Below are 22186 nucleotides of genomic sequence, written 5' to 3' on the forward strand. Positions count from 1 at the left end.
TCGCTCCTCGTCTTGCGAGAGATTGCCTGGAGGCCGCTCGCGTCGATCGGCGCAAGCGCCGAACCAACCGAAAGCATCCACGGAACACGCCCTAGCTAGCCGGGCCTGACCGCGGAGAAGATCGCCGTCCCGGGGATCATCCGCCCGCGCACCGGCCCCCAGCCGCCCCACACCTGGTCGTTCCCGTCCGGCCACTCCGGCTCGACCACGTCCCGGACCTCCAGCCCGGCCGCCACGATGCCCCGCAGCCAGTCGCCCATGGTGTGGTGGTGTTCGACGTAGACCGCCCGCCCCTCGTCGTCCTCCTCCACGTAGGCGCGGCGGTCGAAGTACGACTGCCTGACGGTCATGCCGTGTTCGGTGGGGTCGTCGGGGAAGCACCACCGGATCGGATGGGTCACCGAGAACACGAACCGCCCGCCGGGCCTGAGAACCCGGCCCACCTCGGCCAGCGCGGTCTCGGCGGCGGGCACGAACGGGAACGCCCCGAAGGACGAGAACACCACGTCGAAGGAGCCCGTCACGAACGGCAGCCGCTGGGCGTCGGCCTGGACCACGGGCAGCCGGTGGCCGGTCTCCTCGTCGATCCGCCGGGAGTGCTGGAGCTGCCGCAGGGCGAGGTCGAACCCCACGACCTCGCGCACACCCTGGGAGCGCAGCCACCGGCCGCACTGGCCCGCGCCGCAACCGATCTCCAGGACGCGCCCGCCCTCCAGGTCGCCGAGCAGCCGCACGTCGGCCTCGTCCACGCCCTCGGGCGACCAGACGAACCCCACGTCGCGGAGGAAGTCGCCGTGTTCGGCCTGGTAGGCGTCGGCGGCACCGTCCCACCACAGCCGTCCGGCCCGGGCGCTCTCCTCACCCGCCACGGCGCGCCGCTCCACCCAGCCGGGCGCCGGGTAGTCACTCTGATCGTCCACGTCGCTCCTCGGGCCGCTGTGCGGGCTCAGGTCCGGGTCTTCTGGCGGCTCTCCGCGGACTCGTCGGCGCCGCCGGGCCCCTCGGGGGCGGCGGCGGTCGTGTCACCAGTGTCCCCGGTCTCCGGTTTCACCGGGGCCTCGCGCGCCTCGCGGAGCTCCCGGCGGATCAGGACGATCCACCCCACCACCGCGACGACGGCGAACACCCACCACTGGAACGCGTAGGAGGCGCTCATGCCGGTGTTCTCCTCGCGCAGGGCGACGCGTTCGGGGGCCTCCTCGGGCACGGGGTCCTGGGCGGTGAGTTCCACGTACCCGCCGTACAGGGGGTAGGGCAGGTCCTCGGCCAAGCGGTCCACGTCCACGATCATGATCTGCCCCTCGGGCAGGCCGCCGCGCTCCCGCAGACCGGTGTTCTCCTCGGTCTCACCGAACTGGAGCCGGCCGGTCACCTGGACCTCCCCCTCGGTGACGGGGGGCGCCTCGGGGGTGTCCTGGGCGGTCTCGCCGCGCTCGATCCACCCCCGGTTGACCAGCAGGGCCGTCCCGTCCTCGGTGACCAGCGGGGTGAGCACGTGGAAGCCCACCCCCTGGGAGCCGTCCCGGTGGCGGATCAGGAGCTCGTTCTCCTGGTCCCAGGTGCCGGTGGCCTCGACCGTGCGCCAGCGGTCGGCGCGGGCGACGTCCCCGCCCACGGAGGTGAGCTCCTCCACGGCCACGGGCTCGGCGGCGACGTTGTCGCGCTGGAGGTTGACCGCGGCGCTGCGGAGTTCGGCCCGGTCCAGCTGCCAGAACCCCAGCCAGACGAACGCGGGCACGAGGACCACGACCAGCGCGTGGAAGGCCACCATGCGTGAGGAGAACAGGACTTTGAGCACGTCTTCGAGGTTATGAGACGTTCCCGGCCGCCCCGCACCGACCCCGTGCACACAGGTGGGGCCGCCGGTCTCCCGGCGGCCCCATGCTGGTGGGTGCGGCGTGTGTGCGCGCCTACGTCCCGGTGTCCCGGGCGGGCCGACTACTCGTCGTCGGTGGCGGCCGCGGCCCTGCGCTTGCGGGCGAAGTACAGACCGGCGCCGCCGGCGCCGATCGCGGCCACAGCCGCGGCGACCAGGCCGCCCAGGGCGCTGCCGGTCACGGCCAGCTCCTCACCGGCCTCCTGCTTGGGGGCGGGCTTGTCGTCGGTCTCCTCGGGCTTCTTGCCCGGCTCCTCCGGCTTCTCGGTCTCCTCGTTGCGCTCGGGGTCCTTGGGCTTCTCGGACTCCTCGGGCTTCTCCTCGGGGTCCTTGGGCTTCTCGGACTCCTCGGGCTTCTCCTCCGGCTCCTGGGGCTTCTCGGAGATGGTCTGCACGCAGGAGGCCTCGGCGATGCCGAGCACGGACACCGCGTTGCCGCAGATGCCGACGGCGGCGTTGACGGGAACGGTGACCTGGTTGCCGCTGGCCACGCCACCGGCGCCGCTCGTGGCGGGCCCGGCGGGGGCTCCCTCGTTGTCCGGGGAGGCGTGGATGATGTTGATGATCGTGGTGCACTGCGCGCTGGAGGCGCCCAGGACGGCGACGGAGTTGCCGCAGATCTCGATGGCGGTGTCGACCGGCACGGTGATCTGGTTGCCGCTGGCCACGCCGCCCGATCCGTCGGTGCTCATGGTGCTGGGCGCGTCCTCGGACTCCTTCTCCAGGACCTCGACGACCTCCACGCACTCGGCTTCGGAGATTCCGGCCACGGCCACGGAGTTGCCGCAGGCGTCCACGGCGGCGTCCACCGGGACGACGATCTGGTTGCCGCTGGCCACACCACCCGAGCCGTCCGTGCTGGCTCCCTGTCCGCTGCTTTCGTAGAGGACCTCGGAGACCTTGGTGCACGTGGCCTTGGAGATGCCCAGGACGGCGAGGGAGTTGCCGCACAGGTTGGCCTCGACGTCGACGGGGACGACGACCTGGTTCCCGCTGGCGATGCCGCCGGAGCCGTCCGTCTGGGCGTCGGCGAACGCGGCGCCGAAGGGCGCCAGGACCAGCCCCGCGGTCAGTGCGGTGGCGAAGGAGTAACGGAACGTGTTTCGCATGGTGCGGCTTGGACCCTTTCACGAAGTGCTGCCAGGGGATGCGCCGAGCGAGGCGCTCCGCCGTGCTCCCGGGCCCGGCCGTCGTCGCGGTCGGCCCGGGTCTCACGGCGAGCGGACCCGTCCGCGAAGACGTCGGGACGGCGGGGTGGTCCGCTTGCTCAAGACATGGGTGGCGGCCCGGTAATGACGGAGTTCTTTCCGGCCGGAACTGCCAACGGACCGAAACGTTAGCAGCCAGGGCGGCCGCGCACGCCTTTTCCGGAAATGTTGACGCGAATCATGAACACTCTACGCCCATGGGGCATGACGGAGAGTCATATTCCCTGTTCAAAGCGGCGCATTTCCGCGCCATGAGGGCCACTTCCACGCCCAACAGTGCCGGACTCCCACGCGAAAGGCACGCGACACCACCCCAGCAACAAAAAACTAAGTGACTTCGTAGGTTCGTTTACGGACACCCGGAGAGCGCCTCATACCCTGCGTTCGACATTACACCGATCGCACTTTATGACCGATTAATCCTTTCCTTTTCCACCCCCATACACCCGTACACGCACGCATCCGCACACGTCCCTCCCGGCGACGCGCCGCCCACGACAGAGGACCAGAAATCCCTGGTCAGGGCGGTTTAACCTGACCCCGCGGCAGGGCCGCCACTCCCACGACACCGCTCCCTGCCCCGCCGCCAGCACCGTGGGACGCATCGGCACCACGCTCCGTACGAGAGGAGACGCGGAAGGGACACCGAACCGCCGCCCAGCCGACCGACCTCGCGCCGCCCGGGATCAGGCGCGCCGCACCACCGCACGCACGACAGAGCCAACTCGGGTCGGCCGGGCCGCGTCCTACCGGCAGGACATGCCCTCTGCCCTCCCCCACTGGAGTACGCATGCACCCAGACCAGCCGCGCGTCCGCAGGGCCCTCGCCACCGGCGCCGCGACCCTCGCCCTCGTCCTCGTCTCCTCCTGTTCCTCGGCGGAGGCCCCCGAGCGTCTCGGCGCGGGGGCCTCCGATCCCGGCACCGGAGGAGGCGCCGAACCGCAGTCCTCGTCGGACCCGGCCCCCGAACCCCTCACCGTCGCCTTCGGAGGCGACGTCATGTTCGAGGGCCTGCTCCGCTCCCGGCTCGACGATCCGGCCACCGCGCTGGGCCCGATCGCCGACCAACTCTCCGCCGCCGACCTCGCCATGGTCAACCTGGAGACCGCCGTCACCGAGGGCGGCTCCCCCGCCGGAAAGGACTTCGTGTTCCGCGCCCCCGCCAGCTCTCTGGAGGCCCTGGCGGCCGCCGGTGTGGACGTGGCCACCGTGGCCAACAACCACGGCATGGACTACGGCGAACAGGGCCTGCTCGACACCCTCGACCACGGGAACGCCTCCCCCGTCGCACTCGTGGGCGCGGGGCGTGACGCCGACGAGGCCTACACACCCCATGTCGCCGAGGTCAACGGACAGAGCATCGCCCTCTTCGGCGCCACCGACGTGCTGGACGACCACCTCATCCCGGCGTGGACCGCGGGCGGGGACTCCCCGGGCCTGGCCTCCACCAAGGGGGACATGCGGGAACGCATGCTCACCGCCGTCTCCGAGGCAGCCGCCGAACACGACAACGTCGCGGTCTTCCTGCACTGGGGGCTGGAGGGCGCGCACTGCCCGCTGCCCCACGCCCCGGAGCTGGCGGACGACCTCGTGGCGGCGGGCGCCGGCGCCGTGGTGGGCGGACACGCGCACGTGCTCTCCCCCGGCGGGTTCCAGGGCACCGCCTACGTGCACTACGGCCTGGGCAACTTCGTGTTCTACAACTTCCCCGGGGCCGCGGCCGAGACCGGCGTACTCACCCTCACCTTCGACCGGGGCGGCGTCACGGCGGCCGACTGGGCCCCGGCCCGCATCCAGGGCGGTGTGCCCGTCCCCTACGAGGGCGCCGACGCCGACCGTGCCCAGCGGAGCTGGGTGGATCTGCGCGCCCGGTGCGACCTGCCCCTGACCGACTCACCCGTGTGAGGTGTCCGGGGCGGGGCAGGGCGGCGCCGACCGCGCGGCCCCGGGCCCCCTCGCCGCTCCGCCACCGGGCGCGGGACCACCCGCCCCGTCAGCTCACGTGCACCACGGGCCTGCGGTCGGCGTCCGGCTCGTTCTCCCGCAGGATCTCCCGGGTGAAACCGGCCGTCCCGCCCGCGCCGAGCACGAGGAACCGGAAGAACGCCCGCACCGGCGAGTACTCCGACCACGCGAAGTAGCAGTGCGGGATGCTCCCGGTGGCGTCGCGCAGGCACAGCAGAACCGCCGCCAGCGCGTTGGGGACCGCCGGGCTGCTCACCCTCAGCACGCGGTGCCCGTGCACCCACGTGCCCTCCACCCCGAGCGTCCCCTCGAAGTCCGACGGATGGTGGACGCGCACCTCCACGAACAGCGGCGTGACCCGCAGTGTCACCGGGTTGAGCCGGTGTTGTTCGGCCTCGGTCGCCGCGTACTCGTCCGCCTCCCCCGACCGCGGCCGGTTCGCGAAGAGGAGGAGCTTGCCGTTGCGCGCCGCCTCCCGGACGAACCGCAGCGCCGTGGCGTCCAGGTCCACCGAGTGCGCGCGCAGCTCGGTGCTGCGCAGGGCCCGGGAGACCAGCGACACCACGATGATCGCCAGCACGAACAGCAGCGCGATGGCCAGCCCGTCCGGTCGGCTCACGACGTTGTCGGCCAGGGCGAATCCGAACACGGCGGTCAGCAGTGTGAACCCGGCCGTGGCCCACCTCGCCCGCTTCCTGTACACGATGGCGGTCACCGCCACCGAGGAGGTCACCAGCATCGCCAGGATGCCCGTGGCGTAGGCGCCGGACTGCGCGTCCACACTGGCCTGGAAGGCGATCGTGATCACCATCGCCACGGCCGTGTACACCAGCACCACCGGACGCACGGCGGTGCCCCAGGCCGGGGCCATCCCGAACCGGGGCAGGTAGCGGGGCACGATGTTGATCAGTCCGGCCATCGCGGAGGCCCCGGCGAACCACAGGATGAGGATCGTGGAGACGTCGTAGAGGGTGCCGAACCCCTGCCCGAGCAGGTCGTGCGCCAGGTAGGCCATCACCCGGTCGGCGGCGGGCCCGCCGACCCGCACCGCCTCACGCGGGACCAGCACGCCGCTGACGAAGGTGGTGGCCATCAGGTAGAGGCTCATGATCACGGCGGCGGTGGTGAGGAGCCTGCGGGTGGCCGCGATCCGCGCCCGCAGCCTCTCCTCGTGGTCCGCCCCCTCCGAACGGACCAGCGGCATCATGCTCACGCCGGTCTCGAACCCCGACAGCCCCAGGACCAGCAGCGGGAAGGCGAGCAGCACCACGGTGGTGGTGGGCCACAGGCCCGCGCCGGTCACGGACGCCTCCCATTGGGCCAGGGTCTCGGGGTGGGCGGCGATGTGGGCCAGGGCCGCCACCACGACCACCAGGTTCAACGCGAGGAACACCACCACCAGGGGGATCGCCAATCGGACGGCCTCCTTGAACCCGGCCAGGAACACCGCCCCCAGCAGCGCCAGGAGCACCAGGGTCACCAGAACCGGGTGGTCCGCGAGCGCCCGGGGGGTGTACGGGTTGGCGCCCAGGTGTGCGGTGGCGTCGGCCGTGGACAGGGTGATGGTGACGATCCACGAGGTCGCCACGAACCCGATCAGGCACAGCACCAGGAACTTGCCCCGCCACTCGGGCAGCAGTCGGGCCAGCATCGCCACCGACCCCTGACCGTGCGGGCTGCGCTCGGCCACCCGGCGGTAGATCGGCAGCATGCCGAACAGCGTCAGCAGCACGATCAGCAAGGTGGCGACCGGTGAGAGCGCCCCGGCGGTGAGGATGGCGATGCTGGGGAGGTAGCTCAGTGTGGAGAAGTAGTCCACGCCGGTCAGGCACATGACCCGCCACCAGGGGTGCTGCCGTTCCGCGCGGGGACGCGACCCGGCCCCTCCCACGTCGTCCACCTGGTGGGCCGTCATCCACCGTCGGAGGGGCGCCGACCACCGCCCGGCCCCGTTCCCCCTGCGGGGCACCTCCCAGTGGTACCCGTTCCGCGCGGCGTCCTGCTCCAACACGCCTCCCCCGACGAAGGTCTTCCGGACAAGTCTGCGCGGGTGCAGCGTCGGACCAGGTCAGGCCACGGGTGTGTCGGGGCTTTCCGTGCCGGTCCGGGCCCGGGGCGGAGGGCCGCGTCCCACGGGGACCCGGGGGCCGGGCCTCCCGGGCCGGGTGAGGACCCGTGGGACGCGGCCGGGACCGGGGTCACGAGCGGCGCGGGGGACAGGGCTCACGGGACGGGGCGCGGAAGTCAGGGCGCCCGGGGGGCGTCCATCAGGGGGGCGATCCCGTCCAGCAGGCGTTCCAGCCCGGAGGTGAAGATCGCGTCGATGTCGGGCGGCGCGGAGACGCCGAACAGGACCGGGAAGCCGCCTCCCGCGGCGAGTTCCCTGATCCTCGGCCCACGGGAGCGCCACCAGCTCTCGGCGTCCGTGTCCTCCTCGTGTTCCTCCATCGCCACCAGCGTGGCCTGGAGTGCCATCCCGGCCGTGTAGGCGGACACGACGGTCAGCAGCTCCATGGCCTGGTCGGGGGTGCGCCCCCGGGAGACGAACACCCGCATCATCCACTCGGCGTTCATCACGAGCCCGGGGGAGATGACGCCCCCCGCCATCGCGGTGAGCCGGGGCGCCCAGGGGTGGGCCCGGTAGATGTCCCACTCGCCGACCAGGGCCAGTTCCATCGCCTCCCGCCAGTCCTCGGGAGGGGGCTCGGGCAGTTCGTGGGCCGTGTACAGGTGGTCGATCATCTCCTCCAGCAGTTCTCCCTTGCTGGCGACGTGCCGGTACAGGGCCATGGTGCTGACCCGCAGATCGGTCGCGACCCTGCGCATGGACAGGTTGTCCAGGCCCTCGGCGTCGGCGAGGGCGATGGCGGTCCGGACGATGCCCTCGCGGGTCAGCGCCGGTTCCGGCCGGGGGCGGGTGTCGGGCCTCCGTGTGCGCGGGGCGTGGTCCGGGGTTGGCCCGGCGGCGGTCGTGGGACCTGCCTCGGCCTCGGCTGGGGATTCTGGGTCGGGGGTGCCGCTCACCACGGTCCCCACTCCGCGCACGGCCTCCACCAGTCCCTCGCGGCGCAGTGCCGCGAGCGCCTTGGTGGCGGTCGCCATGGCCACGCCCCACTCCCGGGTGATCTCCCGTGTGGACGGCACCCTGCTTCCCGGCGGCAGTCCCCCGTCCCCGATACGCGCGCGGAGGTCGGCGACGATCCGCTCGTAGGGCGCGAGCCCGCCCGCTGTGTCCATGGTCATCCTCTCCTGGCCGAACAACGCCAGCCCCGAGCGTACTAGTGCACCAGCCGAGAGGGAACTCCGCAGCACAGGCGGACCCGGAGACGCACACCCCTCCCAGCAGGCTCCTAGTGCACTAGTACGCATCCGCTCTACATCAGGTGAAATCGGGGTTTCCGTCGGCGGCAACTCATGTTTATAGTGTACGCACAGGGTGCACCACCCCACGGGCCCAGCTGCGGCGCGTACGGCGTTTCACATCGTGCGCCCACGGCTCGACCGCGCACCACCCGACACCACCGGAGACCACCATGCCCCAGACGTCCGTGTCCGCCCCCCGCCCCCCGGACCCCGGCCACCGCCCGCTCCCGTCGGACCACCGGTCACTGGCGCCGGACCTGGCGCGCGGCGTCATGCTCCTGGTCATCGCCCTCGCCCACACCCACCTGTTCACCGTGCTCCTGGGCGGGGCCGACCCCACCCCCTCCGTCCTGGACCGCGTCGCCACCGCCGGAACGGTCGTGTTCGTCGACTTCCGCGGCTACCCGCTGTTCGCGGCGCTCTTCGGGTACGGGATCGCCCAGATCCACCGCCGAAGGACCGAACAGGGACGCGAGTGGCGCTGGACCCGGAAGCTGCTGCGCCGACGCGCCCTCTGGTTCCTCCTCATCGGAGCCCTCCACGGCCTCCTGCTCTTCCCCGGCGACATCCTGGCCGTCTACGGCGTCGTGGCGCTGCTCTTCGTGGGAGTGCTGCGGTTGCGCGACCGCGCACTGGCGGTCATCGCCCTGGTCTGGTTGCCCATGGCCGCCGTCGCCCACGCCCTGATCTCCGCCGGCGAGGCCATGACCGGCCAGGCCCTGCCCCCGCTGCCCGACGGCTTCCTGAGCGAACTCGTCTTCCGCCTCACCCTGTACCCGGCGCTCGTCGTGGTGATGGTGCTCAGCACGGTCGTCCCGTTCCTGCTCGGGGTCCTCGCCGCCCGGCACCGCGTCCTGGAACAGCCCCGGGAACACCTGCGCCTGCTCCGCACGGCCGCGTCGATCGGCGTCCCCCTGTCCGTACTGGGCGCGCTGCCCCTCGCCCTCGCCAAGGCCGGAATGTGGTCCGCCACCCCGCTGGACCACCTGTTCATCGCACCCCTTCACCAGGTGACCGGGTACGCGGGGGGCCTGGGCTACGCGGCGCTCATCGCCCTGGCCTCCGTCCGCCTGGACCGAGACCGCGGCCGGGTGACCGACGCCCTGGCCGCCCTGGGACAGCGTTCCATGACCTTCTACCTGGCCCAGTCGGTGGCGTGGGCGGTGCTCTTCTCCTCGTACACGCTCGGCCTTCCGATGACGTCCCCCGCAGTCGGGGTCGGGGTCGCCGTGACGGTGTGGGCGACCACCGTGCTGCTGGCCGACCTCATGCGCCGGCGGGGGCGACGCGGCCCGGCGGAGGCGCTGCTGCGCCGCCTCACCTACGGCCCCGTCCGCTGAGGCCGGGGGCCGGGCCCGGTGATCTTGGGCCCGGCCCCTCAGAGCACGCCGTGGCGCCCGGCCACCGCGTCGATCTCCGCCAGCAGGGCGTGCCTGCGCGCGGCGCCCAGGTAGGAGGCGCACACCCCGTTACGCGCCAGCCGCACCAGACCCTCGGCACCCACCAGGTCGAGCGCGATCCCGTACTCGCCGTTCAGGTCGGTGCCGAACAGGGTGGGGTCGTCGGTGTTGAGGGTGACGAGCAGGCCCGCGTCGAGCATGGCGGGCAGCGGGTGGTCCTCGATCCGCTCCACCACGCGCGTGCGGATGTTGGAGGTCGGGCTGACGTCCACCGGGATCTGCGCGTCCACCATCCGTTCCACGAGCGCCGGGTCCCTCATGGTGTCGATACCGTGGCCGATCCGCTCGGCACCCAGCAGGTCCAGCGCCTCCCGGACCCGCTCCGGACCCGCCTGCTCACCCGCGTGCGGAAGACTGGCCAGACCGGCCGCGCGGGCCCGGCGGAACACGTCCGCGAACCGACCGAGCGGTCCCTCCACCCCGCCGACACCGAACCCCACCACGCTCGGGGGCCCCTCCCGGAGCACCGCGTCCAGGGTGCGCTCCGCCGACTCCACCCCGAAGTCCACCGGGAAGTCGGGAATCCACCGCAGCTGGACGCCGTGCTCGCGCTCGGCCCGCATCCGCGCGTGCTCGATGCCGTCGAACACGACCTTCGCCGGGACGCCCCGCATCAGGTGGGTGTACAGGCTGACGTGCACCTCCGCGTAGCGCACGTTCTGCTCGGCCAGCCTCTCGGCGACCACCGAGGCCAGCAGGGCGAAGTCGGCCTCGTCCCGCAGGGCGCGCACCGAGGCCAGGTACACCTCGATGAAGTGCGGAAAGTCCGTGAAGACATACCACTCGCGGAGTTCGTCCAGCGTGGCGGGGATGTCCTCCACCCGGTGCCGCCGGGCCAGCTCGAAGAGGGTCTCGGCGGGGATGGAGCCCTCCAGGTGGACGTGCAGCTCGACCTTGGGCAGGTCACGCACGAGCGACGACACGGTTGACGGGGATGACGCGGTGTTGTGGTCCATGGCGTCAACCCAGGCGCCGGAACCGCCCCGGGGACACCGTCTGCGTCCAACCTGACGAAAGTTGGGGAGCTGCGCCCCGAGGTGCTGACGAAAGCGCGTGGTGTCACCCGGCCCCTCCTTCGTAGATTCGGGGCGTCACTTCGCAGCTCACCGAGGAGCAGACCATGACCGGACCCTCCACGGCCCTCCCCCGGCCCTCCGCCCGCCAGGTTCTCGGCGCCCGCGTCCTCCTGCGTTCCCAGAGCGCTCCGACCGCCGTGGCGGTCGGCGGCGGGCTGGCCGCCGGTGCCGTCCTGGGGCTGATGGCGCTGGCCTCGGCCGCGCCGGCCCTGACCGATCCGACCGGCACCCCGGGCTGGGTGCTGCTCACGGTCGCGGCGGTGATGCTGGCGGCCGCCGCCCTATGCGCCCTGTGGCTGCGCCACGAGGTCCGGGCCCTGCCGCGGGTGACCGAGACCGACCCGGCCCGCTACGCGGCGGCCCGCCTGCGGGCGGCGAGCGGCGCCCTCGGTCCGGACCCCGAGGAGAACAGCCTGGCCCGCCAGTTGACCGACCGTCTGGAGCGGCGGAGCGATCCCCGGGTCCACATGGTTCCGGTCTTCGTGATCCTGGCCTTCGTCACGGTGCGCGCCGTCGTCGGGGTCGTCGGCCCGGGCTTCGAACCGCTGATGCTCCTCCAGCTCGTCCCGGCCCTCCTGATCCTGCTTCTGGTGATCCCCGTCCACCGCCACGTCCGGGCCCTGCACACCCGGTACGCGACCTTTCGCCGCGCCTACGACGCGGCCCGCGCCTGAGGGCCCGGACGGCGTCCAGCCGCGACCGGAGCCCGGGGCCGGGACCGCCGGAACCCCGACCGTCCCGGCCGGACCGGCTCAGGCCGACGGCGGAGCGCCGTTCACCCTCCGGGGGACGGACCTCGGATTGTCGTCCCGCAGCTCCGGCGGCAGCAGCGACTGGGGCACCGACTGGTACGTGACCGGACGCAGGAACCGGCGGATCGCCGTGCTCCCCACCGAGGTGTGCGCGGGTGCGGTGGTGGCCGGGTAGGGGCCGCCGTGCGTCATCGCGTGGGTGACCGCCACCCCGGTCGGCCAGCCGTTCCAGATCACCCGCCCGGCCACCGAGGCGCCCAGGGCCAGTAGCGCCGGGGCCAACGGGTCGTCGTCCTGGCCGTGCACGGTGACGGTGAGCTGGCCGTGCAGCGCCCCGCCCACCTCCAGCAGTCGGCGTTCGTCGGCGTAGGTGACCACCAGGGTGGACGGCCCGAAGCACTCGGTGAGCAGCTCCTCGGAGTGCTCCAGCAGGGAGTCCAGGTCCGTGCGCAGCAGGGTGGGCGACCATCCCTCGGCGTCCTCCCGCCCGCGCACCAGCACCTCCGTGGACGGGTGCCCGGACAGCGTGTCCACCCCTCGCGCGAACCCCTCGGTCACCCGGTCGTTGAGCAGCGGCGCGGCCGCCCGGCCCGCGAAGTCCGCCACGAGCGCGTCGAGCGGGGCGTCCTCGGGCACGAACACCACCCCCGGCTTGGTACAGAACTGGCCCGAGCCCAGCGTGGCCGAGCCCGCGTAGCCCGCGAGGATCTCCGCTCCCCTGGCGGCCATCGCCGCGCGGGTCACGAAGACCGGGTTGACGCTGCCGAGTTCCCCGTAGAAGGGGATGGGCTCCGGACGCGAGACCGCGAGATCGTACAGGGCGCGCCCGCCGGGGATGGACCCGGTGAAGCCCACCGCCCGCGTGAGCGGGTGGGTGACCGCGCGCCGCCCCGCCTCGAACCCGCTCACCAGGGCGAACACCCCCTCCGGCGCTCCGGCGTCCGCCAGCGCGCCCACCACTGTCTCGGCGGTGAGCCGGGCCAGCTCCGGGTGGCCGGGGTGGGCCTTCACCACCACCGGGCACCCGGCGGCCAGGGCGGAGGCGGTGTCGCCTCCGGCCGTGGAGAACGCGAAGGGGAAGTTGCTGGCCCCGAAGACCACCACCGGGCCGAGCGGCACCAGCAGCCTCCGCACGTCCGGGCGGGGCGTGCCCCACTCCGGGTCCTCGGGGTCGACCATCGCCTCCAGGTACCCGCCCTCCTCCAGCACGTCCGCGAACAGGCGCAGCTGGAAGGTGGTCCGGCCCAGTTCACCCCGGCAGCGCGCCTCGGGGTAGCGGGCCTCGGCCATCGCCACCGGGACCAGGGTCCCGGCCGCGGCGTCCAGGGAGTCGGCCACGGTCCGCAGCGCGCGGGCCCGGTCGGCGGCGGGCAGCGCGGCGTAGAGCGGGGCCGCGGCGGCCGCGCGCTCCAGTACGGCGTCGAGTTCCTCGCGTGTGGTGTCGGGGGCTGCGGTGGTCATGGCCAGAACCTCCTGGAGGGGTGCGTGCGCGGCGTCGGGCACGGGCCCCACGATGCCACGGCCGCCCTTCCGGGGGCACCACCGTGTCACCGACGGCGCGACACCACCACGAGCCAAAGCGACATAACACGACACAACAGACCAAGGGCGCAACCCCGTCACCGGATTCGGACACCCCGCCCCACCTCGCGAAACACCGCCCACACGGACCCTCGGCACCCCCGCCCGAGGTTCCTCCGCACGAAACTGGAATTTCCCCGGAACCAGGTGATTCCGGAAAGGCATCATAGGTTTCGTGACGACTAATTCCCGAAGCTCAACGCCCCCGCGCGCACGACGGGCTCCCGGTACCAACAACGGAGCCGCCGCGGCGCGTGAGAGCCGTGGACCAGCCAGCGTCGCCAACGACGAACTCGCGTTCGCGCAGGCGCCCCTGCGCCGGCTCCCGGCCCAACAGCGCAGCATGGTCCGGGTCCAGCGCATGCTCGACTGCTGCGCCGCCCTCCTCGACGAGGTCGGCTACGACAACCTCTCCACCACCCGGATCGCCGAACGCGCCGGCGTGGCCATCGGCTCCGTCTACCAGTTCTTCCCGGACAAGAAGGCCATCACCCAGGCCCTCGGCCTGCGCTTCCTCGACCAGTTCAGCGCCCGCGTCACCGAACGCCTCGCCGACGCCTCGTTCACCCACTGGACGATCGCCGTCGACGCCATCATCGACGAGTACATCGACATGCACCGCAACGTGCCGGGCTTCCGCAGCCTGCACTTCGGCGACATCGTCGACCCCCGCCTGCTCAACGGCGGCAGCGACAACAACCGCGTGATCTCGGTGCGCCTGCGCCGGATCATCGTCTCCGTCACCGGCATTCCCGACGACGCCGAACTCGACCGTGCCATCCACGTCGCCGTCGAGGCCGCGGACGCCGTGCTCAAGCTCGCCTTCCGCGACAACCCCGAGGGCGACCCCGCCCTGGTGCACGAGGCCAAGCGCCTCGTGAGCAGCTACCTGTCCCAGTTCTCCGAACCGGACGGAGACGACCGCTCTTGGTAGTCGACACCACGGCGTCCACCGCCGCACCCGTCACCGGCACCGTCGCGGGCGTTCCCTTCCTCGCCCTGCCCCCGGCCGTCACCACCGCCGCCCCGGCACCGCTCGTCCTCGGCCTCCACGCCTTCGAACCGCCGCGCAGCCAGGCCGCACTCGCCGGGGCCGTACCCATGGCCCCGCTTCCCGCCTGGCGCGTCCACCTCGGCCTGCCCCTGTTCGGAACCCGGCTCCCCGACGGCGGCGTCGCCGAGATCAACCGGCGGGGCGCCCACGACTACCTCCTCGACCTCTACGGCCCCGTGGTGGAACAGGCCGCCGCCGAACTGCCGCGGGTCGCCGACGAGCTCAGGTCCGCCTTCCCCGTCGCCGACACCCCCGTGGGCCTGGTCGGTGTGGGAGCCGGAGCCACTGCCGCCCTCCTCGCCCTGGCGGAGAGACGGCTGCCGGTGGGGGCGGCCGCCGTCATCAACCCCATCGTGGACCCGGCGCACCTGATCACCGCCCGGGAACGCCGTACGGGCAGTCCCTACCAGTGGAGCGACCAGGCGCGGTGGGCCCGCGCCCGGCTCGACCTGACCGCGCGCGCCGAAGCGCTCACCGGCACCGGGACCCCCGTGCTCATCGTCAACGGCGGCCGCGACGAGGTCTGCCCGCCCGAACACGGCCGCGCCCTCCACGCCGCCCTCGCCCAGCCCGGCCCGGACCCCGCCGCCGAACATGCGCTCCGTCACATCGTGGTCCCCGACCTCGCCCACGCGATCGGTCCCGAGCCCGGCCTCCAACCGGGCCCGCTCACCCCCGAGGGCGTCCTCACCGACCGCGCCCTCACCGAGTGGTTCCACCTGCACCTGACCGCTTCCCAGCAGGTCCAGGCACCCACGGACTCCTGACCGCCGCCCGGCCGGTCCCCGGAAGCCCCGCGCCCCCGCCCGGAGACCGGAGGCGTTCACCCACACCACCCCGCGGTCTCGCCCCGTGGCCGCTTCCCGGACTCCGCCGCGACAGTCGGCACACGTTCCATGGGATCATCCAGTGGCGACCGCGTCCGCGGTCCCACCTGATCCGCTTCGACTCATCCATCAGGAGGGCGAACCACGTGACGGAACCGGCACCGGTCATGGCCAGCGGGGTCGACAACGAGCGGTTGAACGCGCAGCTGCGCTTCCTCCTCGAAGTGGACAAACTCAAGCGCGTCCTGCGCCAGAACCTGCTGGTGGACGGCTCCCGGCGCGAGAACTCCGCCGAGCACTCCTGGCACCTGGCCCTGTCCGCCCGAACCTTCGCCGAGTACGCTCCCGAGGGCACCGACATCGACCGCGCCACCCACATGCTCCTCCTCCACGACATCGTGGAGATCGACGCGGGAGACACCTTCCTGTTCGACCCGGTCAACACCGAGACGCAGGACGAGCGCGAACGCGCCGCCGCCGACCGCCTCTTCCCCCTGCTCCCGGAGGACCAGGCCGCCCACGCCCGCGAGCTGTGGGACGAGTTCGAGGCCCGTGTGACGCCGGAGGCGCGGTTCGCCCGCGCCGTCGACCGGCTGTCGCCCATGCTGGCCAACTGGCACAACGAGGGCGGCGCCTGGGTGCGCTTCGGCGTCACCAAGGCGCAGGTCCTGGAGAAGGTGAAGCTGGTGGCCGAGGGCTCCGAGGCCCTGGGCTCCTACGCGAACGCCCTGATCGAGGACGCCGACCGGCGCGGGTACTTCCGGGGCTGACCCCGGGCCCGAGACGGCTCCCAGGCGTGGGTCGGTGGGTCAGACCCGGCCCATGAGGAGCTGGACCGCCGCGGTCAGACCGACGGCGACCAGGACCATGCGCAGCGCGGTCGGGCTGAGCCTGCGCCCGAAGTTGGCTCCCAGGTAGCCGCCGACGATCGTCCCGGCCGCGATGAGGCCCACCACGGGCCACGCGGGCGACGCGAGCACGACGTAGAACAGCGCCGCCGTGCCGTTGGCGATGGTGGCCAGGGCGTTCTTCAGGGCGTTGAGCCGCTGGAGGTCGTCGTCCAGGGTCGCGCCGAGCAGGCTGACCAGGATGATTCCCTGTGCCGCCGCGAAGTACCCGCCGTAGGTCCCCGCCCCGTAGGCGCCCAGCGGCATCAGGACACCGCCGTTCTTCGACGCGGGCCTGCGCGCCCGCACCCACTTGGTGATGCGGGGCTGGAAGACGATCAGCACGCACGCGCCGCCGATCATGAACGGCACCACGGACTCGAACACGCCCGCGGGCAGGTAGATGAGCAGCATCGCGCCGGTGATCGCCCCGAAGAACGACATGGTGCCGAACCGGATCAGCCGGGACCGCTGTCCGGCCAGTTCGCGCCGGTAGGCGATGGTGCCGCTGAGCGTTCCGGGGGCCAGCCCGATGCTGTTGGACACCGTGGCGGTGATCGGCGGGTAGCCGAGTGCCAGCAGGACCGGGAAGGTGAAGAGCGTCCCCGAACCCGCGATGGCGTTGATCCCGCCGGCGGCGACCCCGGCGAGCAGGATGGCCACCGCCTCCCAGAGTTCCATGGCCGCGCCCCCAGATCCTCCCTCGACCGTCGAGGGCCAGAACAGACTACGAGACCGGGTCGCGGCGCCCCGGGGCCGGGGCCTGGGCAGCGGGGGTGACCGGAGCCACACGTGACCGGGGGCGATGCGCCGGGAGGGCGCGGACACGGGGTCCGACACGCGTGTGGGCCCCGCCGATTCCCCGGCGGGGCCCACACGGTCCGGGCTCGGCCCGGTCGGCGCGGATCAGGTCGGGATCTTCACGACCTCGTTCTGGATGCGGTCGAAGGCCGTGCTGACGCCCTGGAGCGCCTTGCCCATCTCCGCCGGGACCACCCACACCTTGTTGGCGTCGCCCTTGGCGATCTCCGGGAGCTTCTGGAGGTACTGGTAGGCGAGCACGTCCGGGTCGACCCGGCTGGTGTGCAGCGCCTTGAACACCATGTGGATGGCGTCGGCCTCACCGCGGGCGCGCAGCGTCTGGGCGTCCGCGTCGGCCTTGGCCGTGAGCATCTGCGCCTCGGCGTTACCCTTCGCCCGCAGCACCGAGGAGGATCGCTCACCCTCGGCCCGCAGCACGGCGGCCTGCTTCTCACCCTCGGCGCTGAGCAGCTGGGCGCGCTTCTCACGGTCCGCGCGCATCTGCATCTCCATCGCCTCCTGCACGGAGGACGGCGGCTCGATGCCCTTGAGCTCGATCCGGCTGATCTCGATGCCCCAGTCGCGGGTGGCCTCGTCCAGCACGGACTTGAGCTCGCGGTTGATCTCGTCCCGGGAGGTGAGCGTGCCCTCCAGGTTCATGCCGCCGATCACGTTGCGCAGGGTCGCGAGCGTGAGCTGCTCGACCGCCTGGATGAAGTTGGCGACCTCGTAGGTGGCGCGGTAGGCGTCGACGACGCGGATGTAGACCGCCGAGTCGACCTCGACGGCCAGGTTGTCCTCGGTGATGGCGGACTGCGGCGGGAAGCTGACCACCTGGACTCGGCGGTCGATCCGTTCGCGGACCTGGTCCACACCGGGAATCACGATGTTGAAGCCGGAACTGAGGGTTCGGTGGAACTTACCGAACCGCTCGACGACGTCCTCCATCGAGTGCGGAACGATGCGCACACTTCGCCAGAAGATGATGAGGAGTACGGCGACGAAGAGAACGACGATGATGATCGGGGCCATGGGTTAACCCACCCTCCCGACGTCGCACCGGGCAACGGTGTTCAACAGCGGCATCTGCGACAGCTCCGGATCTCCTGACGGGGGGCGGTGTGGGAGCGGACCGCACCCTCGCGGCTCGCCCGGGGGTTCGTCAAAGCGCGCCGAAATAGAGCGATCCGCTCACTGAACGTTGACGCTACCCCATACCCCTCTGGGACAACCACATCCGGACGGAAATAGGTTTTACGGACAATACATTCCGCGCATATAAACGCCCCCTATTTCCTAGACGGCCTTCGCCGTCCACCGGTCACCGTCACGCTCCACCTTCAACGTGAGTCCGAAGGTCTCCCCCAGGTTGTCCGCCGTCATGACCTCGTCCAACGGCCCCGCCTGCACGACCCGGCCGTCCCGCACCAGCAGCACGTGCGTGAAACTCGGCGGGATCTCCTCCACGTGGTGCGAGACCACCACCAGGGCCGGAGCCATCACATTGGCCGCCAGTTTGCTCAGGCGGCGCACCAGGTCCTCACGACCCCCCAGGTCCAGACCGGCGGCGGGCTCGTCCAGCAGCAACAGCTCCGGGTCGGACATCAGCGCGCGGGCGATCAGCACCCGCTTGCGCTCGCCCTCGGACAGGGTGTGGAACTCGCGGTCCGCGAGTTCGGCCACCCCCCAGTGCCCCAGCAGGGCCCGCGCCCGACCGTAGTCGGGGGACCCGTACTCCTCACGGAACCGGCCCAGGTAGCCGTAGGCGGCGCTCACGACCAGGTCCAGGACGGGCGTCCCCGGCTCGATCCGACCGGCCACCGACGCACCCGCGTAGCCGATCAGCGGCCGCAGCTCGAACACGTCCACGCTCCCGAGGCGCTCCCCCAGGATCTCCACCCCGCCCTCGGTGGGGTACAGCTGGCTGGAGGCCACGTTCAACAGGGTGGTCTTGCCCGCCCCGTTCGGGCCGAGCACCACCCAGCGCTCGCCCTCCGACACCGACCAGTCGACGCCCTCCAGCAGCGGCTTGCCGCCCCGCCGTACCGTGACCCCGTTCAGGCCCAGAACACGCCCGTCCATCATCCTCCTATCGTCACGTCCCACGCCGGTGCACGGGCCGCCCTACCCTGAAGTAATGCATCTGACGTCCGCACCGCTCGTCGCCTGGGGCAACGCCTGGCTGTCCGGACACGTCGGGTTGGACGACGCCGTCGACGCCGTCGAGCGCCGGAGCGGCCCCAACCTGATCGGGACAGTACCTCCAGGAGACCTGCCCTTCGACACCGGCGTACCGCTGCGGACCGCACTGGTACGCCTCCGTGGCCTGGGACTCTCCGGCTTCCGGCTCGCGTTGCCCACCTGGGGTGACCCGCTCGGTCTGGTGGGCCCGGCCGAACTCAACCAGGCCGCCGTCGAGGCTCAGGAAGGGGTGCTGGTGCGGCTCTCCGACCGACAGGTGGGACTCGTGCCCTCCGCCGACCGGCGTGGTTCATCCTACGTGGGCGTCTCGTGGGCCCCGTATCCGGCGAACGACTCACGGCCCCAGGTGCCCGACCTGCCCGAGGCCGAACGGCAGCTGAAGCTCACCCTGCTCCACGTGGTCCGGGAGATGGAGGCCGTGGACGACGTCGCGGGCTTCTCGCCGACCGTGCACGGGGCCCTGGGCGACTCCGGTCCCCCGCTCCTCGCCCACGGATACCCCGCGAGGGCCCACCGCGTCGCGGCCCAGGCCGTACGGCTCGCGAAGATCGTGGAACTGGCCGAGCCCGCGTCCGGCCGGGGCCTCACCGCCCACCAGGCCGACGCCCGGGGGCGGGCGCTGCGCGAGCTGGACCACGCGGTCCGGCGCGCCCTCGTGGCGGCCCACGCGGCCCTGGAGCCCCACGGCCCGTGAGGCTTCCGGGGCCCGGGAACACCCGCAGCCCGCGACCGGTCGTCCGAATGGGACCCTGGGAGGAGCGCCGGGTTTTCTCGGGGTGAAGCCAGGGGATTCACCTGATCCGTCAGTCGACCGTTCGGGCCGATACTGAGAGGGAGAACCCACCAAGGAGGAGAGCCGCCATCATGCAACCCGAGCACATCCGAGCTTCGGACGCGGACCGCGACCAGGTTGCCGAACGGCTCCGTGAGGCCCTCGCCGAGGGGCGGATCAGCCCCGTCGAGCACGAGGAGCGGCTCGACACCCTGTACCGCGCCAAGACCATCGGCGAACTGGCCCCCATCACGGCCGACCTCCCCTCCGGCGCCTCCCCCGGCTTCCCGGGAACCCCCGGCTTCCCCGGCGTCGCCTCCTCGGAGCGCACGGACAGCGGCATGGAGATCCTCGGCAGCGAGGCCCGCGACCTCGCCGGGCAGAGCAAGGGTTCGGAGAACCTCGTCGCGGTCTTCGGCGGCTGCGAACGGCGCGGGCGGTGGCTGGTGGAACCCCGCACCAACGTGTCCGTGCTGTGCGGTGGCGTCGAACTCGACCTGCGCGAGGCCGTTCTCAGCCAGCACGAGGTGACCATCCAGGTCGCCGTCATCATGGGCGGCCTCGACATCACGGTCCCCCACGGGGTACGGGTGATCAACAACACGTCGGCGATCCTCGGCGGCACCGACCTCCACGGAACCGATCAGGTCACCGATCCCAACGCGCCCGTCGTGCGTCTGACCGGGACCTGCATGCTGGGCGGGGTCGACGTGAAGGCGAAGAAGGTCAAGAAGAAGCGCAAGGGCCGCCGCGACAAGTGAGCACCCGGTGTCCACATAGTGAACGAGCTGGGAAAACCCAGGACCCTGCCCGTCACTTCCGACCCACGGGCGAGTACCGTGGGTATCGCCATGAGTGATGAATCCACGTTGTTGGTCACGATGACCGGGCGCGATCGCCCTGGCATCAGCGCACGCCTTCTGAGCACCCTCTCCGTCTTCCCCGTCACCATCGTCGACCTCGAACAGGTCGTGCTGGGCGGTCGGCTGGTCCTCGGCGCCGTCCTGGAGGTCGACCAGCGCGTCGCCCCCGGGGTGAGCGGGAGCCGGGTCTTCGAGGAGATCAGGGCGGCCCTCGACAAGACCGCCATCGACCTCGACATGGACGTCGAGTACGGCCGGGGCGTCGGACGCGTCAACGAGTCCTCCGCCGAGCGCCTGCACGTCACCGTCCTCGCCGCGCCCCTGCGCCCCGGAGCGCTCGGCGCGATCACCTCGTGCGTCGCCCGTTCCGGCGCCAACATCGACCGGATCGAACGGCTCTCCGGCTACCCGGTGACCTCCGTGGAGATGGAGATCTCCGGAGGCAACCCGGACCAGCTCCGCGCCGAACTGGCGATGGAGTCGGCCACCCAGGGCGTCGACGTCGCCGTCCAGTCCAGCGGCCTGCACAGGCGCGGCAAACACCTGATCGTCATGGACGTCGACTCCACCCTCATCCAGGGGGAGGTCATCGAACTCCTGGCCGCTCACGCGGGCTGCGAGGAAGAGGTCGCGAAGGTCACCGAGGAGGCCATGCGCGGCGAGCTCGACTTCGAGGAGTCGCTCCGCCGCCGGGTGTCCCTCCTCAAGGGCCTGGACGCCTCGGCCATCGACCTCGTCCGCGACGAGATCCAGCTGACCCCCGGCGCCCGCACCCTGGTGCGCACCCTCAAACGGCTCGGCTACGAGTGCGGCATCGTCAGCGGAGGCTTCACCCAGATCACCGACGTCCTCGTGGAGAGGCTCGGCCTGGACTACTCGGCCGCGAACACGTTGGAGATCGTCGACGGCAGGCTCACCGGGTCACTGGTCGGCCCCGTCATCGACCGCAAGGGCAAGGCCACCACACTCCAACGCTTCGCCGAAGAGGCCGGAGTCCCCCTGGAGCAGACCGTGGCGGTCGGCGACGGCGCCAACGACCTCGACATGCTCCAGACCGCGGGCCTCGGCGTGGCCTTCAACGCCAAGCCGGTGGTGCGGCAGCAGGCGGACACGTCGGTGAACGTGCCCTACCTGGACACCATCGCGTTCATCCTGGGCATCACCCGCGAGGAGATCGAAGCCGCGGACCTGCACGGCTGACGGCCGCAGGTTGGGCGGATGGGTCACGGCCAAGCAGCTTACCCGTGGGTTGTGGTTGATGTGAGCTGTGGGTACAGGGCCTGTGGTTGTTGTTCGTAGAACCCTCGCGCTACAACAACCACAACCGTAGAACCCACAACTCACACCAACCACAAACCCCAGAACACACCCACCCCGCCCTGCCCCACCCCACACCCACCCCACATTCACAAACGCACAAACCCCAACAAAAAAAGAGAGGAAAGAGAAAGAACCCACCCAACGGCGGACACTTCCCCTTCCCTCTCCTTCAAGAAAA

19 protein-coding genes are annotated in these 22186 nt (G+C 71.7%); 9 read left to right on the forward strand and 10 right to left on the reverse strand.

The window, feature by feature from the left end; all coding sequences use genetic code 11:
• Positions 1–95 precede the first annotated feature (95 nt).
• The 3 genes from ABZ635_RS24815 to ABZ635_RS24825 form a co-directional block, all read right to left on the reverse strand.
• Positions 96–920: a class I SAM-dependent methyltransferase gene (locus ABZ635_RS24815; protein ID WP_357769331.1), complete on the reverse strand. Its 825-nt coding sequence runs from the start codon at positions 918–920 to the stop codon at positions 96–98.
• Between the two features lie 26 nt (positions 921–946).
• The gene (locus tag ABZ635_RS24820; protein ID WP_357769333.1) at positions 947–1798 is read right to left on the reverse strand and encodes an SURF1 family protein; all 852 of its coding nucleotides are present in this window, start codon (positions 1796–1798) and stop codon (positions 947–949) included.
• 140 nt (positions 1799–1938) lie between these two features.
• The gene (locus tag ABZ635_RS24825) at positions 1939–2985 is read right to left on the reverse strand and encodes a chaplin (protein WP_357769334.1); all 1047 of its coding nucleotides are present in this window, start codon (positions 2983–2985) and stop codon (positions 1939–1941) included.
• An 889-nt stretch (positions 2986–3874) separates the two neighbouring features.
• On the opposite strand from ABZ635_RS24825, the gene ABZ635_RS24830 reads away from it, so the two are divergent.
• Positions 3875–4990 (forward strand): CapA family protein, encoded by a 1116-nt coding sequence (locus tag ABZ635_RS24830; RefSeq protein ID WP_357769336.1) that lies wholly within the window; start codon positions 3875–3877, stop codon positions 4988–4990.
• Positions 4991–5078: 88 nt separating this feature from the next.
• Here ABZ635_RS24830 and ABZ635_RS24835 read toward each other — a convergent pair whose 3' ends face one another.
• On the reverse strand, positions 5079–7061 hold the full coding sequence (locus tag ABZ635_RS24835) for an amino acid transporter (protein ID WP_357769338.1): 1983 nt from the start codon (positions 7059–7061) through the stop codon (positions 5079–5081).
• 233 nt (positions 7062–7294) lie between these two features.
• Positions 7295–8293, reverse strand: coding sequence for a GntR family transcriptional regulator (locus ABZ635_RS24840; protein WP_357769340.1), 999 nt, complete (start codon positions 8291–8293; stop codon positions 7295–7297).
• Positions 8294–8583: 290 nt separating this feature from the next.
• On the opposite strand from ABZ635_RS24840, the gene ABZ635_RS24845 reads away from it, so the two are divergent.
• Positions 8584–9753, forward strand: a complete 1170-nt coding sequence (locus ABZ635_RS24845; protein ID WP_357769342.1) for a DUF418 domain-containing protein — start codon at positions 8584–8586, stop codon at positions 9751–9753.
• Between the two features lie 38 nt (positions 9754–9791).
• Here ABZ635_RS24845 and add read toward each other — a convergent pair whose 3' ends face one another.
• Entirely contained in the window at positions 9792–10829 is a 1038-nt protein-coding gene (gene add / locus ABZ635_RS24850; RefSeq protein ID WP_357769343.1) for an adenosine deaminase, read from the reverse strand.
• A gap of 164 nt (positions 10830–10993) precedes the next feature.
• Here add and ABZ635_RS24855 point away from each other — a divergent pair, with 164 nt between their 5' ends.
• Positions 10994–11623 (forward strand): hypothetical protein, encoded by a 630-nt coding sequence (locus tag ABZ635_RS24855; RefSeq protein ID WP_357769345.1) that lies wholly within the window; start codon positions 10994–10996, stop codon positions 11621–11623.
• A gap of 78 nt (positions 11624–11701) precedes the next feature.
• Here ABZ635_RS24855 and ABZ635_RS24860 read toward each other — a convergent pair whose 3' ends face one another.
• Complete coding sequence (locus tag ABZ635_RS24860; RefSeq protein WP_357769346.1) at positions 11702–13162, reverse strand: aldehyde dehydrogenase (NADP(+)); 1461 nt, start codon at positions 13160–13162, stop codon at positions 11702–11704.
• A 463-nt stretch (positions 13163–13625) separates the two neighbouring features.
• Here ABZ635_RS24860 and ABZ635_RS24865 point away from each other — a divergent pair, with 463 nt between their 5' ends.
• The 3 genes from ABZ635_RS24865 to ABZ635_RS24875 all read left to right on the forward strand — a co-directional run bounded on the left by ABZ635_RS24865 (position 13626) and on the right by ABZ635_RS24875 (position 15933).
• The gene (locus tag ABZ635_RS24865; protein ID WP_357769361.1) at positions 13626–14216 is read left to right on the forward strand and encodes a TetR family transcriptional regulator; all 591 of its coding nucleotides are present in this window, start codon (positions 13626–13628) and stop codon (positions 14214–14216) included.
• Complete coding sequence (locus ABZ635_RS24870) at positions 14210–15103, forward strand: prolyl oligopeptidase family serine peptidase (protein WP_357769348.1); 894 nt, start codon at positions 14210–14212, stop codon at positions 15101–15103. The genes ABZ635_RS24865 and ABZ635_RS24870 overlap by 7 nt, the downstream gene beginning before the upstream one ends.
• Before the next feature lie 206 nt (positions 15104–15309).
• On the forward strand, positions 15310–15933 hold the full coding sequence (locus ABZ635_RS24875) for an HD domain-containing protein (RefSeq protein ID WP_357769350.1): 624 nt from the start codon (positions 15310–15312) through the stop codon (positions 15931–15933).
• Between the two features lie 39 nt (positions 15934–15972).
• Here ABZ635_RS24875 and ABZ635_RS24880 read toward each other — a convergent pair whose 3' ends face one another.
• The 3 genes from ABZ635_RS24880 to ABZ635_RS24890 form a co-directional block, all read right to left on the reverse strand.
• Positions 15973–16731 carry a sulfite exporter TauE/SafE family protein gene (locus tag ABZ635_RS24880; protein ID WP_357769352.1) on the reverse strand — a complete coding sequence of 253 codons (759 nt, stop codon included), beginning with the start codon at positions 16729–16731 and terminating at the stop codon, positions 15973–15975.
• Between the two features lie 225 nt (positions 16732–16956).
• A complete protein-coding gene (locus tag ABZ635_RS24885) occupies positions 16957–17883 on the reverse strand; it encodes an SPFH domain-containing protein (RefSeq protein ID WP_357769354.1) in 927 nt (308 codons plus the stop codon).
• 264 nt (positions 17884–18147) lie between these two features.
• A complete protein-coding gene (locus ABZ635_RS24890) occupies positions 18148–18933 on the reverse strand; it encodes an ABC transporter ATP-binding protein (protein ID WP_357769356.1) in 786 nt (261 codons plus the stop codon).
• A gap of 55 nt (positions 18934–18988) precedes the next feature.
• Here ABZ635_RS24890 and ABZ635_RS24895 point away from each other — a divergent pair, with 55 nt between their 5' ends.
• From ABZ635_RS24895 to serB, 3 genes are all read left to right on the forward strand, one after another.
• Positions 18989–19747, forward strand: a complete 759-nt coding sequence (locus ABZ635_RS24895) for a hypothetical protein (protein WP_357769357.1) — start codon at positions 18989–18991, stop codon at positions 19745–19747.
• A gap of 170 nt (positions 19748–19917) precedes the next feature.
• Positions 19918–20586: a DUF1707 domain-containing protein gene (locus ABZ635_RS24900; protein WP_357769359.1), complete on the forward strand. Its 669-nt coding sequence runs from the start codon at positions 19918–19920 to the stop codon at positions 20584–20586.
• A 90-nt stretch (positions 20587–20676) separates the two neighbouring features.
• Positions 20677–21888, forward strand: coding sequence for a phosphoserine phosphatase SerB (gene serB / locus ABZ635_RS24905; RefSeq protein WP_357769360.1), 1212 nt, complete (start codon positions 20677–20679; stop codon positions 21886–21888).
• Positions 21889–22186 lie beyond the last annotated feature (298 nt).

Source organism: Nocardiopsis sp. NPDC007018 (assembly GCF_040635075.1).
Classification (GTDB): Bacteria; Actinomycetota; Actinomycetes; order Streptosporangiales; family Streptosporangiaceae; genus Nocardiopsis.